The organism is Akkermansia sp. JRP_AM1, assembly GCF_049262625.1.
GTDB classification, from domain to species: Bacteria; Verrucomicrobiota; Verrucomicrobiia; order Verrucomicrobiales; family Akkermansiaceae; genus Akkermansia; species Akkermansia massiliensis.
In genome coordinates this window covers 285,323-299,001 of sequence record NZ_CP118234.1, presented here as the reverse complement: position 1 = coordinate 299,001, position 13,679 = coordinate 285,323, and the positions used below count along the sequence as shown (strand labels likewise).

12 protein-coding genes, 1 tRNA gene and 1 pseudogene are annotated in these 13,679 nt (G+C 57.7%); 8 read left to right on the top strand and 6 right to left on the bottom strand.

The window, feature by feature from the left end:
- Nucleotides 1-11: 11 nt before the first annotated feature.
- Nucleotides 12-2,278 (bottom strand): annotated as a pseudogene (gene pflB / locus PVA48_RS01310) (formate C-acetyltransferase).
- A gap of 376 nt (nucleotides 2,279-2,654) precedes the next feature.
- Here pflB and PVA48_RS01305 point away from each other — a divergent pair.
- From PVA48_RS01305 to PVA48_RS01290, 4 genes are all read left to right on the top strand, one after another.
- Entirely contained in the window at nucleotides 2,655-3,332 is a 678-nt protein-coding gene (locus PVA48_RS01305) for a GDSL-type esterase/lipase family protein (RefSeq protein WP_249852992.1), read from the top strand.
- A gap of 155 nt (nucleotides 3,333-3,487) precedes the next feature.
- The gene (locus tag PVA48_RS01300; protein WP_423232108.1) at nucleotides 3,488-4,153 is read left to right on the top strand and encodes a GDSL-type esterase/lipase family protein; all 666 of its coding nucleotides are present in this window, start codon (nucleotides 3,488-3,490) and stop codon (nucleotides 4,151-4,153) included.
- Nucleotides 4,153-4,275 (top strand): hypothetical protein, encoded by a 123-nt coding sequence (locus PVA48_RS01295; protein ID WP_423232107.1) that lies wholly within the window; start codon nucleotides 4,153-4,155, stop codon nucleotides 4,273-4,275. The genes PVA48_RS01300 and PVA48_RS01295 overlap by 1 nt, the downstream gene beginning before the upstream one ends.
- An 85-nt stretch (nucleotides 4,276-4,360) precedes the next feature.
- A complete protein-coding gene (locus PVA48_RS01290; protein WP_102722748.1) occupies nucleotides 4,361-6,148 on the top strand; it encodes a sialidase family protein in 1,788 nt (595 codons plus the stop codon).
- 32 nt (nucleotides 6,149-6,180) lie between these two features.
- On the opposite strand, the gene PVA48_RS01285 is transcribed toward PVA48_RS01290, so the two are convergent.
- The gene (locus PVA48_RS01285; RefSeq protein WP_423232106.1) at nucleotides 6,181-7,284 is read right to left on the bottom strand and encodes an ankyrin repeat domain-containing protein; all 1,104 of its coding nucleotides are present in this window, start codon (nucleotides 7,282-7,284) and stop codon (nucleotides 6,181-6,183) included.
- Between the two features lie 417 nt (nucleotides 7,285-7,701).
- Entirely contained in the window at nucleotides 7,702-8,049 is a 348-nt protein-coding gene (locus tag PVA48_RS01280) for a hypothetical protein (protein WP_215451264.1), read from the bottom strand.
- A gap of 18 nt (nucleotides 8,050-8,067) precedes the next feature.
- On the opposite strand from PVA48_RS01280, the gene PVA48_RS01275 reads away from it, so the two are divergent.
- Nucleotides 8,068-8,892 (top strand): Cof-type HAD-IIB family hydrolase, encoded by an 825-nt coding sequence (locus PVA48_RS01275; protein ID WP_102722938.1) that lies wholly within the window; start codon nucleotides 8,068-8,070, stop codon nucleotides 8,890-8,892.
- Nucleotides 8,893-9,042: 150 nt separating this feature from the next.
- On the opposite strand, the gene PVA48_RS01270 is transcribed toward PVA48_RS01275, so the two are convergent.
- Nucleotides 9,043-10,134 carry an MBL fold metallo-hydrolase gene (locus PVA48_RS01270; RefSeq protein ID WP_102722936.1) on the bottom strand — a complete coding sequence of 364 codons (1,092 nt, stop codon included), beginning with the start codon at nucleotides 10,132-10,134 and terminating at the stop codon, nucleotides 9,043-9,045.
- Between the two features lie 127 nt (nucleotides 10,135-10,261).
- Here PVA48_RS01270 and PVA48_RS01265 point away from each other — a divergent pair, with 127 nt between their 5' ends.
- Nucleotides 10,262-10,642: an NADH-quinone oxidoreductase subunit A gene (locus PVA48_RS01265; RefSeq protein ID WP_022397226.1), complete on the top strand. Its 381-nt coding sequence runs from the start codon at nucleotides 10,262-10,264 to the stop codon at nucleotides 10,640-10,642.
- Nucleotides 10,643-10,872: 230 nt separating this feature from the next.
- Nucleotides 10,873-12,033 carry an MFS transporter gene (locus PVA48_RS01260; protein WP_102722937.1) on the top strand — a complete coding sequence of 387 codons (1,161 nt, stop codon included), beginning with the start codon at nucleotides 10,873-10,875 and terminating at the stop codon, nucleotides 12,031-12,033.
- Between the two features lie 42 nt (nucleotides 12,034-12,075).
- On the opposite strand, the gene PVA48_RS01255 is transcribed toward PVA48_RS01260, so the two are convergent.
- Together PVA48_RS01255 and PVA48_RS01250 are read right to left on the bottom strand one after the other, a co-directional pair.
- Nucleotides 12,076-12,447: a hypothetical protein gene (locus tag PVA48_RS01255; protein ID WP_146021218.1), complete on the bottom strand. Its 372-nt coding sequence runs from the start codon at nucleotides 12,445-12,447 to the stop codon at nucleotides 12,076-12,078.
- A 575-nt stretch (nucleotides 12,448-13,022) separates the two neighbouring features.
- Nucleotides 13,023-13,107 (bottom strand) — tRNA-Leu (locus tag PVA48_RS01250).
- A gap of 106 nt (nucleotides 13,108-13,213) precedes the next feature.
- On the opposite strand from PVA48_RS01250, the gene PVA48_RS01245 reads away from it, so the two are divergent.
- Nucleotides 13,214-13,666 (top strand): hypothetical protein, encoded by a 453-nt coding sequence (locus PVA48_RS01245; protein ID WP_102726952.1) that lies wholly within the window; start codon nucleotides 13,214-13,216, stop codon nucleotides 13,664-13,666.
- The last annotated feature ends 13 nt before the right edge of the window (nucleotides 13,667-13,679 follow it).

Here is a 13,679-nt window from a genome sequence, read left to right as displayed (position 1 = left end):
TCCTGGCTGGGTTAACGGGTATGGAAGGTGCGGTTGATGACCTCCTGCTGCTGTTCCCGGGTCAGCTTGATGAAGTTCACGGCATAGCCGGAAACGCGGATGGTGAGCTGGGGGTATTTTTCCGGGTGGTCCATCGCGTCAAGGAGGGTTTCCCGCTCCAGCACGTTCACGTTGATGTGGTGCCCGGTGGCGGCAAAGTAGGCGTCCAGCAGGGAGACGAGCTTCGTGCGGCGTTCCCCTTCTTCCTTGCCCAGGGCCTGCGGCACGATGGAGAAGGTGTAGGAGATGCCGTCCAGGGAGTCGCCATAGGACAGTTTGGCTACGGAGAGCATGGAGGCCACGGCTCCGTTCCTGTCCCTTCCGTGCATGGGGTTGGCGCCGGGCGCGAACGGTTCCCCGGCGCGGCGGCCGTCCGGCGTGTTGCCCGTCTTCTTGCCGTACACCACGTTGGAGGTGATGGTCAGGATGGACTGGGTGGGCAGGGAGTTGCGGTAGGTGTGAAGCTTGCGCAGCTTTTCCATGAAGTTGCTGACCAGGCTGCATGCGATTTCGTCCACGCGCGGGTCGTTGTTCCCGTAGCACGGGAATTCCCCTTCCGTCTTGAAATCCACAATCAGGCCCTCTTCATTGCGGACGGCCTTCACGGTGGCGTACTTGATGGCGGACAGGGAGTCCGCGGCCACGGAGAGCCCGGCGATGCCCGTGGCCATGGTGCGCAGGATTTCCGGATCATGCAGCGCCATTTCAATGCGTTCATAGCAGTACTTGTCGTGCATGTAGTGGATGATGTTCAGCGCGTCAACGTAGGTTTTGGCAAGCCAGTCCTGCATCTTGTCGTACAGGGCCATCACTTCGTCGTACTTGAGCACTTCCTCCGTATAGCGCGGGGAGGGCGGGGCCACCTGTTTCCCCTTGAGTTCGTCCACGCCGCCGTTCAGGGCGTACAGCAGGCACTTGGCGAGGTTGGCGCGCGCACCGAAGAATTGCATCTGCTTGCCGATGCGCATGGCGGACACGCAGCAGGCGATGCCGTAGTCGTCACCCCAGTGCGGGCGCATCAGGTCGTCGTTCTCGTACTGGACGGAGGACGTTTCAATGGAAACCTTGGCGCAGAAATTCTTGAAGGCTTCCGGCAGGTTCCCGGACCACAGCACCGTCAGGTTCGGCTCCGGAGCCGGACCCAGGTTGTACAGCGTCTGGAGCATGCGGAAGGAGCTGCGGGTGACGAGGGTGCGCCCGTCTTCCCCCATGCCGCCGATGGATTCCGTCACCCAGGTGGGGTCCCCGGAGAACAGGTTGTTGTAGTCCGGCGTGCGGATGAAGCGGACGATGCGCAGCTTCATCACGAACTGGTCAATGATTTCCTGCACTCCCTCTTCCGTGATGAGGCCCTGTTCCAGGTCGCGGGTAAAGTAAATGTCAAAGAAGGTGGAGACGCGGCCCAGGGACATGGCCGCGCCGTTCTGTTCCTTCACGGCGGCCAGGTAGCCCAGGTAGGTCCATTGCACGGCTTCGCGGGCGTTCCCGGCGGGGCGGCTGAGGTCGCAGCCGTAGGAGGCGCCCATCCGGGCGAGTTCCTCCAGGGCGCGGATTTGTTCGCTCATTTCCTCGCGCAGGCGGATCAGCTCATCCGTAAGGGGGAATTTTCACGGTTTTTGAGATCCTTGCGGCGTTCGGCAATCAGCTTGTCCGTGCCGTACAGGGCCACGCGGCGGTAGTCCCCGATGATGCGGCCGCGGCCGTAGGCGTCCGGAAGTCCGGTGATGATGCCGGCGGAGCGGGCGGCGCGGATGTCGGAGGTGTAGGCGTCGAAAACGCCCTCGTTATGCGTCTTGCGTATCTTGTTGAAAATATCCGCCGTTTTTTCGCACATCTTGAACCCGTAGGATTCAAGGGCCTGCTGGGCCATGCGCAGGCCGCCGAAGGGCATCAGGGCGCGTTTCAGGGGAGCGTCCGTCTGGAGGCCCACCACCACTTCCAGCTCCTTGTCAATGTAGCCGGGCTTGTGGGAGACGATGGAGGAGACCACTTCCTGGTCCGCATCCAGCACGCCGCCGTTGTCTATTTCCCGTTTCAGCAGGACTTTCAGTTCCTCCCAGAGCCGGAGCGTGCGTTGGGAAGGGCCGGAAAGAAACTCTTCATTGCCGGAATAGGGCGTGTAGTTGTTCTGGATGAAATCCCGTACGTCAATGGACTCCGTCCATGCTCCCGGCTTGAATCCCTGCCATTCCTGCGGAAGGGCGGGGGATTCCTTCAAGTCTTTTACTATGCTGATCATAAATAGGATGTAGTGAAGAAGACCGGAGAAAGACGCTCCGCGCCCGCTGAAAGCCCGGAAGCGGCGAAACTCCGCACCACCTGATTATACCGGGAATGTTAGCGGTCAACAAGGCCAATTCTTCCAGGCGGGGGAACTGGAACGGTTGCGCTGGTCTGTTTCAGGCATCTGGCTGTTCCGGAATAAAAAATGAGGGAAATTTACGGTTATGGGGGATAGTTTTTTCTTTACTCTCCAAATTGCCGCCAACAATATTTTAACTATCATTTTGATGAAATCCCATTCATTCCTCTGTTTGTTGCTGGCGGGAGTTTCTTGCGCAGCCTTTTTCTCCGGCGCGTGCGCCAATGAGCTGCCGTCTACGCTAAAGCCTCAGGTGAACGAGCGCGCCGTTTATGACTGGAATGGCCGTCATAAGGCCGTGATGGAGAGGAACCGGAGCGTTAATCCGGAATATGCCGTCTTTAGCGACAGCATTACCCACCGCTGGGGAGGGGAGCCTTCCGGAGACAACAGGGGCCTGGGGACGGGAAAGGAGGCATGGAAAAATCTTTTCTCCCCTCATACGGTGACCAATATGGGGTTTGGCTCAGATTACGTGGACAATGCCTACTACCGTGTGCAGCTTGGGGAACTGGACGGAATCTCTCCGCGCGTGATCATCGTGCTTTTGGGAACCAATAATCTTGGCGGCAGGAAGGATACCCCCCAGTCATGCGCGGACAACCTCAAGGCTTTTGTGAGCCTGGTGGGGCGGAAGTGCCCGGCCTCTAAAATCCTGCTCCTGGGCATTCTGCCCAGGAAGGAAAAGGCGGTGGCGCCCCTGATTGTGGAAACCAATAAAATGATATCCGTTCTTGCTGATGGAAAGAGGGTGTTTTTTGCCAATCCGGGCACGGCGTTCCTGGCAGAAGATGGCGTGTCGCCAAAGAGCGGCCTGCTGGTGGATGGCTTGCATCCCAGTGCTGCGGGATATGACGTGCTGGGGAAGGAATTGAGTTCGCTTCTGGAGAAAATAGACGGCAGATACAAGGGAGGTTCCGTAGTTCGGTAAGACAGGAATGGGAGGATGCGCGTCCTGATGTTCCGGCGCGGCATGGCCGGCTGTCGGGGCAGTGGTCTTTTTCTTCCGGGAAAGGCCGCTTCAGCATGTGGTCTTGATGCGTGGAAGTATTTCCTTAAACTGCTTTTCAATTCCGTTTTTCCGTCATGAATTCCCTGCTGTATACGTTCACTGCGCTGCTGGGCGCCGCCTGCCTGGCGCTCCCCGCATTTTCCGCTCCTGCGGCCGCGCTGCCCGCCACCCTGAAGCCGGAACCCCACCAGCGGGATCCGTATGACTGGAATGCGCGGCATGAAGCCGTCAAGAAGCGGAACCGGGCCGTGAAGCCGGAATACGTGATGATAGGGGACAGCATCACCCATCATTGGGGAGGGGAACCCTCCGGAGACAGCAGGAAGGCGGGGGAGGCCTCCTGGGAGAAATTGTTCGGTCCCCATGCGGTGACCAACATGGGCTTTGGCTTTGATTACGTGGACAATGCCTATTACCGCGTGCAGAACGGGGAGCTGGCCGGCATCTCCCCGCGGGTCATCATTATTCTGCTGGGAACCAACAATCTGGGCCACCGGAAGGATGCTCCGCAGGCCTGTGCGGACAATATCAAGGCATTTGTCCGCCTGGTGCATCAGAAATGCCCCTCTTCCAAAATCCTGCTGCTGGGCATTCTGCCCAGGAGGGAGAAAAACCTGGCGGAGCCGGTGAAGCAGACGAACAAGCTGCTCGCAAAGCTGCAGAATGGAAAAAACGTCTTTTTTGCCGATCCGGGAAGGCTCTCCTTTCCGCGGACGGCGTTTCTCCGCGCAATGAATTGATGAAGGATGTAGTGCATCCCAACGCCAAAGGGTATGAGGTGCTGGAGAAGGAACTGTCCGTACTTCTGAAAAAGCTGGATGCGAAATACCGCGGCGGGAAATCCGCGGGCAAGCATTCCTGACGGTGGTCTTTTTGAGGAAGGAGGGAATTGTGCTTGAAGGGGAAGTCCTGTTTGAGGAAAATGTACCGCCTTTAGTATTTGATTTATGAAAAACCTGTTGTTTGCGTTGTTTGCCGGTTCCGTCTGCTGCTGTTATGCCCAGCAGAACGCCGCTCCCGCTCCGGAGCCTGAAATTGTCGCTACGCCGCCGTCCGATGCCGGGCGCGGCCTCATCCGCGTGAACTCCCGTGAAATCCGCCATTACTCCGGCACCCGCAAGGAACCGGACTACCTGGTCAGCAAGGACAACGGAAAGACCTGGGAAATGAAGGCGGCTCCGAGCGGTTACCCGCCCAACTACGGTGGCATTCCCAAGGAATCCCCGGCGATTGCGCGCAACCCCGTGACCAGGGAATTCATCCGCGTGCAGCCCATCGGAGGGTTCATCTTCCTCTCCAAGGGAGGCCTGGACGGCAAGTGGTTTGCGGTCACGAACGACGGCAAGCTGGAGGAAGACTGGAAAAATCCGGAGAAGCAGAAAAATCTGAAAAAACTGGGCGGCATCATGCGCACGCCCACCTTTGTCAACAAGGGCAGGAGGGTGATCGTGCCGTTCCATAACATGGGCGGCGGCACCAAGTTCCATATTTCCGACGACGGAGGCCTGACCTGGCGCGTGTCCAAAAATGGCGTTACCTCTCCCAAGCATGAAGCCAGGCCGCCCCACCAGGGCGTCAGGTGGTTCAACAATGCCGTGGAAGCCACAGTGCTGGAAATGAAGGACGGCACCCTGTGGGCGCTGGCCCGCACCTCCCAGGACCAGGCGTGGCAGGCTTTCTCCAAGGATTTCGGTGAAACATGGAGCAAGCCGGAGCCGTCCCGTTTCTTCGGAACCCTGACCATGAATACGCTGGGCCGCCTGGATGACGGAACCATCGTCTCCCTGTGGACGAACACGATGGCCCTGCCTGAAAACGCCACGGCAGGCAACGGCACGTGGGAGGACGTGTTCACCAACCGTGATTCCCACCACATTGCCCTTTCCAATGACGAGGGCAAGACCTGGTACGGATTCCGGGAAATCATTCTGGACGAACACCGCAACCATCCCGGCTATGCCACCCTGGACGGTCCGGAGGACCGCGGCAAGCACCAGAGTGAAATGGTGCAGCTTGACAAGAACCGCATCCTGATTTCCCTGGGGCAGCACAAAAACCACCGCCGCCTGGTCATTGTGGACCGCCGCTGGGTGGCTGCCAAAACGCGTTCCACGCAGACGGGCAGGGACCTGGACGGCCAGTGGACCATCCATACCTATATCCCCCAGAAAAAAGGCCATTGCAGCTATAACCGCAAACCCTCCGCTGAACTGGTGCCCGACCCCTCTGGAGGTGGAAAAAAAGTGCTGCAAATCAAACGCCTGAATGATCCAGAACTGGTTAATGAGAAATCCAATGTGGATTACCAGAACGGGGGCGCCACCTGGAACTTCCCGAACGGGACCACGGGGCTGGTCAAGTTCCGCTTCCGTGTGGCGGACGGGGACCAGGCGGACGATTCCGGCCTTCAGGTTTCCCTGACGGACCGCCTGTTCAATGCCTGTGATACCACCACGAAGGATTACGCCCTGTTCACCTTCCCCATCAAGCTGAAGCCCGCGCCCCATCTGCTGCTGGGCATGAAAAAAGTTCCTTTTGCGCCCGGCGCGTGGCATGAAATTTCCATTCTGTGGCAGGGGCCGCAGGCTGTGGTCTCCCTGGACGGGAAGAAGGCCGGAACGCTGAAAATGGCCAATCAATCTCCCAACGGAGCCAGTTACATCCATTTCATCAGCACCGGTTCCAAACCGGATGCCGGCATCCTGCTGGATACGGTGAACGCCCGGGTGAAATAAAAGGCGTCCTGCCGCAGGGGGGCGGCAGGAACTCAGCGGCCTCTCTTTTTCGGAAGCGGTGAAGCGTTTAACTCCGGCAGGTTCTTCAGGACCATGTGCAGATGGTCGTTTGACCGGTTGCCTATCTGCTGGAGGACCGTGCGCCCGTACTTGTCACGCAGGGAAGGGTCTGCCTGGTGGTCCAGCAGCAGGCGTGCAATGCCCAGTTTCAGGCGGTCAAGGGAATCGTCCCCCAGCAGCATGTCACGGCAGCACAGCATGAGGGCCGTTTCCCCGGCTGCGTTTTGATGGTTGACGTCCGCCCCCTCGCTGATGAAAAGATTGACCAGTTCCCTGATTTGGGGGAGATGGGATATATCAATGAAAGCCAATTGGCGGCACAGGTTCAGCAGGGCCGTGTCTCCCCCGGAATCCGGCGGAGCCGTGTTCATGGGCATGGCCGCGTTGACGTCCGCCCCGTACTCCAGCAGGGTATGCGCGATTTGCAGCGCGGTTTTCGGGGTGTTCAGGTTCAGGGAAAGAAGGGGAGGGGTCATCTCTCCGCGGAAATTGGGATCATACCCGGCTTCGCAAAGCTTGCGGACCAGAAGAGGGTATCCGGCAGCGGCGGCCCAGGTCAGCAGACTGGTTTTTTTACCCCTCAATTCCGGCTGGAGGGAAATATCCGCCCCGCATTTCAGAAGAAACAGAGCCGTTTCCTCATAGGGCGCCCCTCCGATGCCGGCTACGCAGGTCATGACGAGGGGAGGCCAGCCCATCGGGCCCGGTTTATCCACATCCGCGCCGTTCTGGATCAGCAGGTTAAGGCAGGAAAGCCTGTTGTGCACCGGCAGGGGTCTGGTATCGTCCATTCCGGGCTGGCAGGCATAAGTCAGGGGTGTATCCCCCTGTTCGGACCCCGGGATGGAGGGAAGGGCCTGGTGCGGCAGGATGATCTGGAGGTTCGGGTCCGCGTTGCGCTGCAGAAGGCGGCCCAGCAATTGCACCTCTCCGAGCCCCGCAGCCAGGTGCAGCAGGGTTTCGTGGGACGAGGTGCTGCAGCGGCCGTCCGCGCTCTCCGCCGTATTCCGGATCATCTGGAGCCTTTCCCTGATTTCGTCCTGCATGTACTGGCGCATGGAAACCTCGGAAAACATGTGCCAGTCAATATGGCGGGAATTGGGGAAAGCCCGCGGAAAATGAAACGCTCCGGGCTGCGGTGCGCCGTGAAATCCGCTGCGGTAAGAATTTGCTCCCTTTCCGCTTTTGTCCAGATAGGGTTGAATTTCCATTCCGCGGGGGAAGGGTCATTCCTGAGGAACCAGAAAATGGTGGAGCCTGCGACAAGAGCCGCAAAAACGCTCAAAGCTCCAAGAAACCAGAGGGTTTTCTTTCTTAAGGTCGTGTGTATCATAAGCAGGGGAACTGCAAAAAGCCATGATGCAGGAATCCGTAACTTCGGGCAATGAAAAAATGGTACGCGCAAGGAATGCCCGGAGCGAATTATATGGAAATTTAAACGGCGGATTGTGAATCCGGACATAATTCAAATAATTGGAATTAAATGAACCACATCATAAGACCCATGTCCAATATGACGTCCGGGGCATGACACCATATTTTCCGCCACCCTCGCAAATGACTTTATCCACGGGCTTCTTTTCCATGTCAGGCAGGAAAAAATCTCCCTCCGGATTCACAATCCGGTATGATGCGTTAGGCGTTGCGGTTGTGACGTCTGTCTTAAAATTTCTTTCATTTGCTGTTGTTGCCATTGAAGTTAAAAAATGCAGGGAGCACCAGTTTTCCGTAAAAACAGCCGGAAAAAAGGCGGCATTTCCGTTACTGTGTGCTGAAACGTCTCTTCCGCCGCCTGGCCCGTGCTGTCTGAAGCCGCTCTTGCCTTGGAAGAAACGGCGCATGATGATTCAGGCAACGTTATGGACTCCGTCAAACTTATTGCGTCCGATATGGATGGAACGCTGCTCAATGGAAAGGGAGAACTGGACCCTGCGTTTTTCTCCCTCTTTAAAAAACTTGAACACCGGGGCATCCGCTTTGCGGCGGCCAGCGGGCGCCAGTATGACGGACTGCGCCGGACCTTTGCCCCCGTGGCGGACCGGATGCTGTTCATTGCCGAAAACGGCGCCTATGTGGCGTCTGGTTCCAGAGAATGGCTGGTGCTGGACATGGACCGTGAAACGGTGGCCGGGCTGATTGCCATGATCAGGCGCATTGAAGGGACGTGCATTGTCCTTGCGGGCCTGGACTCCGCATATATTGAAGATAAACAGCCGGAATTCGTCCGGGAGGCCCGCCGGTATTACACCCGCTGCAAGGAGGTGGATGACCTGCTGGACGTGCAGGGGGACAAGCTGCTGAAAATAGCCGTATATGACTTCAAGGGAGCGAAGGAAAACAGTTATCCCCGCCTGAAGCATTTGGAGCATGGCTTCCAGGTGGCCGTCTCCGGAGAAAAATGGATGGACATCAGCCGGAAGGGGGCCGATAAGGGCGCCGCCCTGGAGCTGATTCAGCGGAAACTGGGCATTTCTCCGGAGGAAACGATGGTCTTTGGGGACCAGATGAATGATGCGGAAATGATGCGGCAGGCCCGGTTCAGCTATGCCGTGGCGAACGCCGTGCCGGAAATCCGTGCCATGGCCGCGTTTGAGGCCCCGTCCAATCAGGAAAACGGAGTCATGCAGGTGCTCGGAAAGTTGCTGGAGGTCCATGCTCCGCAGGGTGGGGCCGGGGACTGCTGAGCCGTCCGGTCCATATTGCCGGGAGCAGGGAAACTGGTAAAACAAGGGCATGGGGCATCCTGGCGTGGCTGGCAGGCTTATGTTCCATGCCGGTGATGGCCGTGTTCGCCTGCGTGGGCGGCGTTTTGCCGGGAACTGGCTTTCTGCTGTTCAAGCTGGAGGATCCCCTTCTTGGGATTCTGGCGGGGTGTCTGGTTCTGATGGAAGCGGCTGGGGACTGGGTTCTCCATTTGATGGGAGCGTAAACCCGTTGTCCGCGGCAATGAAGGATGCTTCCTCCACGCCTTCCCGGCGAAGGGCTTCCCGGAAATCGTCCAGCGTTTCCTGGTAGCCGTCGTCCGCCAGTTGCCAGGTGCCGAAGTGGAAGGCCATGCCCTGCCTGGCGCGCAGCGTTTTAAAGGCCCGGACTGCGTCGCGCGGCGACAGATGGACGCCTGCCATGAGTTCTTCCGGAAGATAGGACCCGATGGAAAGAAGGGCCAGGTCCGGAGAGCCGAGGCGGTCCCGTATTTCCGCGAAAAAGCGTGTCCGGGCCGTATCTCCGGCAAAATAAATGCCCGGACCGTCCGCCGCGCGCAGGAAAAAGCCTCCCCACAGGGACCGGTTGGCGTCTCCGTGGAATGGACTGCGGCCGCTGTAATGCCGTGCGGGGGTGAAGGTGACGGTGGTTTCCCCATCCCCGGACGGCAGGGCGGCGGACTGCCACCAGTCCAGCTCGCGGATCTGCGCCTGTGCGCCGCAAGGGCGCAGAAGCAGGCGGCGCAGCCCCAGAGGAACAAGAAAGACGGGGTGGAAGCGTTCCTCCAGCCTTTTCAGGGTGGGCGCGTCAAAATGGTCGTAATGGTCGTGTGAAACCAGTACGGCGTCCACCTGCGGCAGATCCTCCCATGCGATACCCGCGGGCCGCTTCCGTTTGGGGCCCATCCATGCCACGGGGCTCACGCGGCCGGACCAGACGGGGTCCGTCAGCACGTTCAGGCCGTGCAGCCGGATCAGGATGGTGGCATGATTGACCATGACGGCCTCCCATTGCCCCCGTTCCACGGGAACATGAAAGGAGGGAATACGGGCGTTTTCCGCCACGGACGGATAGGGGCGCGGACGGCGCGTGAGCATCCATTTGACGATGCTCCAGTGGCTGCGGTGCGGTATCGGTTCCGGAGAGTGGAACCGTTGCGCCGCCCGTTTTTCTAAGGAAAATGTGCGGCAGAGCCGTGACTGGAGGAAGGAATGCAGGGACATGGGGAACGCGGTCCATCATAACGGTTCCGGTTCCGGGAGGAAACGGGCGCCCCCGTCAGCATGAAAGCCGCCGCCCTTTTTAGTTTTGCTTTTCCGGGGCGTATATGGTACATCCGTGCCAGACGTCATGAATCAGGAATTCTTTTCAGTGCTTGTGCAAGTGGTGGCAGCCCTGGGGCTGGCCGGCATTATCTTGTTGCTCAGTATCTTGATGGGCAAGCGCTCCTCCGTGCGCAAGCCTGCGGACATTCCCTACGAATGCGGGATGATTCCCATGGGGGAAGGCGCTCCCATGTTCTCCGTGAAATTCTACATGGTGGCCATGCTCTTCGTCATTTTTGACCTGGAAGTGGTATTCCTCTATCCCTGGGCCGTCAACTTCCGGGACTATGTGATGATGAATCCGGAATCCTTCACGGCCATGTGCATCTTCATCGGCATTCTGCTGGTGGCCTACCTGTACGCGCTGGGCAAGGGGGCCCTGAACTGGCACCACGATCCCCGCTGACCCTTCCTTATTCCATTTCATCAAACGCCGTGCTCCGTCGGGAACGCGGCGTTTTTCATGGGGAAGAGAGGGGACAACCCTGGGAAATCCTATGGCGGGGAAAAATCCCCTTAAGGCTTATTCCTTGCCTCTATGTCTCTTTTGCGGATAAATTCTTATTGTATGAAAGATGATTTCTCTTGCCAGGGAAAGGGAATGGGGATAGCGTCTGCGTGACCAGGAAATCCAGCATGAATCTGCCTCTTCCCAAAACGACGCAGGGAGTCTACCGCCTGTCGGTCAGCACCTTCTATTTTCTCCAGGGCCTGGTATTCGCCAGTTGGGCGTGCCGTATTCCGGACATCAAGAATGCGCTGGGACTGAATGACGCCGACCTTGGCTCCGTGCTCTTTGCCGTTCCGGTGGGGCAAATGTCCGCCATGGCGCTGTCCGGCTATCTGGTGGGCCGTTGCGGCAGCCGGAGGATACTGATAGCGGCTTCCATCTTTTATCCCGCCGTGCTTGTGTATCTGGGCATGGCGTCCTCCTTCTGGGAACTGGCGGCGGGGCTGTTTTTCTTCGGGGTGGCCGCTAATTTGACGAATATCTCCGTCAACACGCAGGGCGTGGGAGTGGAGCGGCTGTACCAGTGCAGCATCATGGCCCGGTTCCATGGCTTGTGGAGCCTGGCGGGATTCTTCGGCGCCCTGCTGGGGGCGGTGATGGTGGACTGGAAGGTATCCACGGAAATGCACTTCATCGCCATTTTCCTGATGTGCATGGTCATTCTGGCCGTCTTTTCCCCCTCCCTCCTGCCGCGGGATGCACGCCGCTCCTCCACCCAGGGCGGAGGCATGTTCCGGAGCATGGATGCCTATGTCTTGGTGATCGGACTGATCGCCTTCGGAAGCATGGTGAGCGAGGGAACCATGTTTGACTGGAGCGGCGTGTACTTTGAAAGCGTGGTGCAGCCCGGTCCCGGACTGGTGCAGATGGGCTACGTGGCGTTCATGAGCACCATGGCCCTGGGACGCTTTACGGCGGACCGCATGGTGATGCGCTTCGGCCCCGTGCGCGTGCTGCGCGCCAGCGGCATTCTCATTGCCTCCGGGCTGCTGGTCTCCGTCCTGTTCCCCATGCTGTGGTCCGCCACGCTGGGCTTCCTGCTGGTGGGCTTCGGAACCTCCTCCATCGTTCCCCTTTGCTACAGCATGGCCGGAAAATCCAAAAAAATGATACCAAGCGTAGCCCTGGCCTCCGTCTCCACCATCGGCTTTCTGGGCTTCCTGCTGGGGCCTCCGGTCATCGGCCACATTGCCCATGCTTTCTCCCTCCGGTGGTCCTTCTCCCTCATTGCCCTGGTGGGGCTGGGCACGGCGTTCATCGCCCCCTTCCTGAAAAAGTTCAGGTAAACTTCCGGAAAAGGGAATGAGCGCGGGCATGCGGGTACGTCATTAAGAGCAACCTATGCAGCCCTTATTATCTATTCCAAAGTTATCTACAGGCAATTCTTCTATTTCTATGATGTTGTTTATGAGAATATCGCATTCCGGCAATTTTTTGATTTCCACTTCATATAGATTGTTGCTGCCGAGGTGGGCATAGACTACATAGATTTTACGGGGATCGGGTGAATAGTCTGGATTATCCGGGTAAAGAGACTGGATAGCTTGATAAATATCAGTTGGTGTGAGGGTTCCGCAATTGGCGTGATGAACATGGGCGCATGCTTGAGCGTGTATGTCTGTCGATGTGTAGATGACCGAAACGCACGATCTCAGGCCGACGGAGGACAATACTGCCGGATTGGCGTCAAATGTTAACAAGCCTTTATAATTGGTAATCAGCGGTTTGGTTTTTACTCTCCGCCTTCTGGGAATAAATGGAGCCGGGCCCTGATAGCGGCCGGGAGACAGTTGTGACCGTATTGTTGGGGGTGTGGTATGAAATTTCCGATATTAACGGGTTCTATTTTTTCTTGGGTATGGTATTCATGATTATTTTTTTGTGTTGATAATAAGGATTTTAAATTAATTTTTAAGCAGGATTTTTTGAATATTCTCTTTGCCGGGTGCACGAATTGACTTCCAAATGTACGGACAGGGCAGGCGAGTGCGAAGGGCGGCCGCCGGCTTTTCTGTTGGGAGCCGTCAGCCGGGTACTTCTTGTCATTACTGCGGAGTAATTCATCCAATCGCCTTACCTGATGGTGACAAGCGTAGATAATGATGAATAAGGCACTGGATTGTTGTTTTACATGGCGGCCAAATACCCGTGCATGATGTAGTTGGCATGGCGGAAATACCTTGTCAAATAGGGGCGAAAGCGGCTTGAAAGGGTCCAATTTTTCATCATAAACAAAAACCCCCCTTCAAGTTGTTTACTTAAGGAGGGGCATAAATGGTGCGCCTGGCAGGACTCGAACCTGTACGCCTTTCGGCACCAGATCCTAAGTCTGGCGCGTCTACCAATTTCGCCACAGGCGCGACGAATGCGTGGGCGCACTCTGCCATACCGCGCCCTGGCGTTCAAGATTAAACGGGGGAGCTTTGTCTTTGACATGCCCCAGGGCAGCCCGTATGGTGGCGGCCTATGAAAATGTTAATTACCCTGTTGAGTGTCTGTCTTCTGGCCGCGTCCCCCCATTCACGGGCGGATGTCAGGCTGCCCAAAAGCACTTTCACCACGGACCGAATGGAAGAGGCTCTGAAAACAGCGAAAGAGCAAAAGAAGCCCGTGGCCTATCTTTATACGAACACGGCCACGACCTGCCCGCTGGCCGCCGGCGTGACGGAGGGATTTCTTGAAGCCGTGGGAAAACGGTGCGTGCTGGTTTATCTCCCGGTGAAGGGAGGCAAGTCCACGGTGGCCGCTCCCGTGAAGGAGGCCCTGGAAAAGGGCAAGTTTTATCCCAAGCTGGTGCTGACTGCCAGCGACGGCTCCGGGGCGCAGTGCTTTACGTATGAGGCCTACCAGGCGGATTCCAAAAAAGCGGCGCGCGAGATCAAGAGGCAGATTATTGCCCTGGCTAAAAAGCAGTCCTGAACCGGAGGACGGA

Excerpts from the sequence above, each read along its gene's own strand:
- PVA48_RS01245 (WP_102726952.1), top strand. The coding sequence starts at position 13,214 with ATGAAAATGTTAATTACCCTGTTGAGTGTCTGTCTTCTGGCCGCGTCC.
- PVA48_RS01265 (WP_022397226.1), top strand. The coding sequence starts at position 10,262 with ATGAATCAGGAATTCTTTTCAGTGCTTGTGCAAGTGGTGGCAGCCCTG.
- PVA48_RS01270 (WP_102722936.1), bottom strand. The coding sequence starts at position 10,134 with ATGTCCCTGCATTCCTTCCTCCAGTCACGGCTCTGCCGCACATTTTCC.
- PVA48_RS01260 (WP_102722937.1), top strand. The coding sequence starts at position 10,873 with ATGAATCTGCCTCTTCCCAAAACGACGCAGGGAGTCTACCGCCTGTCG.
- PVA48_RS01280 (WP_215451264.1), bottom strand. The coding sequence starts at position 8,049 with ATGCGCCGTTTCTTCCAAGGCAAGAGCGGCTTCAGACAGCACGGGCCA.
- PVA48_RS01275 (WP_102722938.1), top strand. The coding sequence starts at position 8,068 with ATGGACTCCGTCAAACTTATTGCGTCCGATATGGATGGAACGCTGCTC.
- PVA48_RS01300 (WP_423232108.1), top strand. The coding sequence starts at position 3,488 with ATGAATTCCCTGCTGTATACGTTCACTGCGCTGCTGGGCGCCGCCTGC.
- PVA48_RS01285 (WP_423232106.1), bottom strand. The coding sequence starts at position 7,284 with ATGTTTTCCGAGGTTTCCATGCGCCAGTACATGCAGGACGAAATCAGG.
- PVA48_RS01290 (WP_102722748.1), top strand. The coding sequence starts at position 4,361 with ATGAAAAACCTGTTGTTTGCGTTGTTTGCCGGTTCCGTCTGCTGCTGT.
- PVA48_RS01295 (WP_423232107.1), top strand. The coding sequence starts at position 4,153 with ATGAAGGATGTAGTGCATCCCAACGCCAAAGGGTATGAGGTGCTGGAG.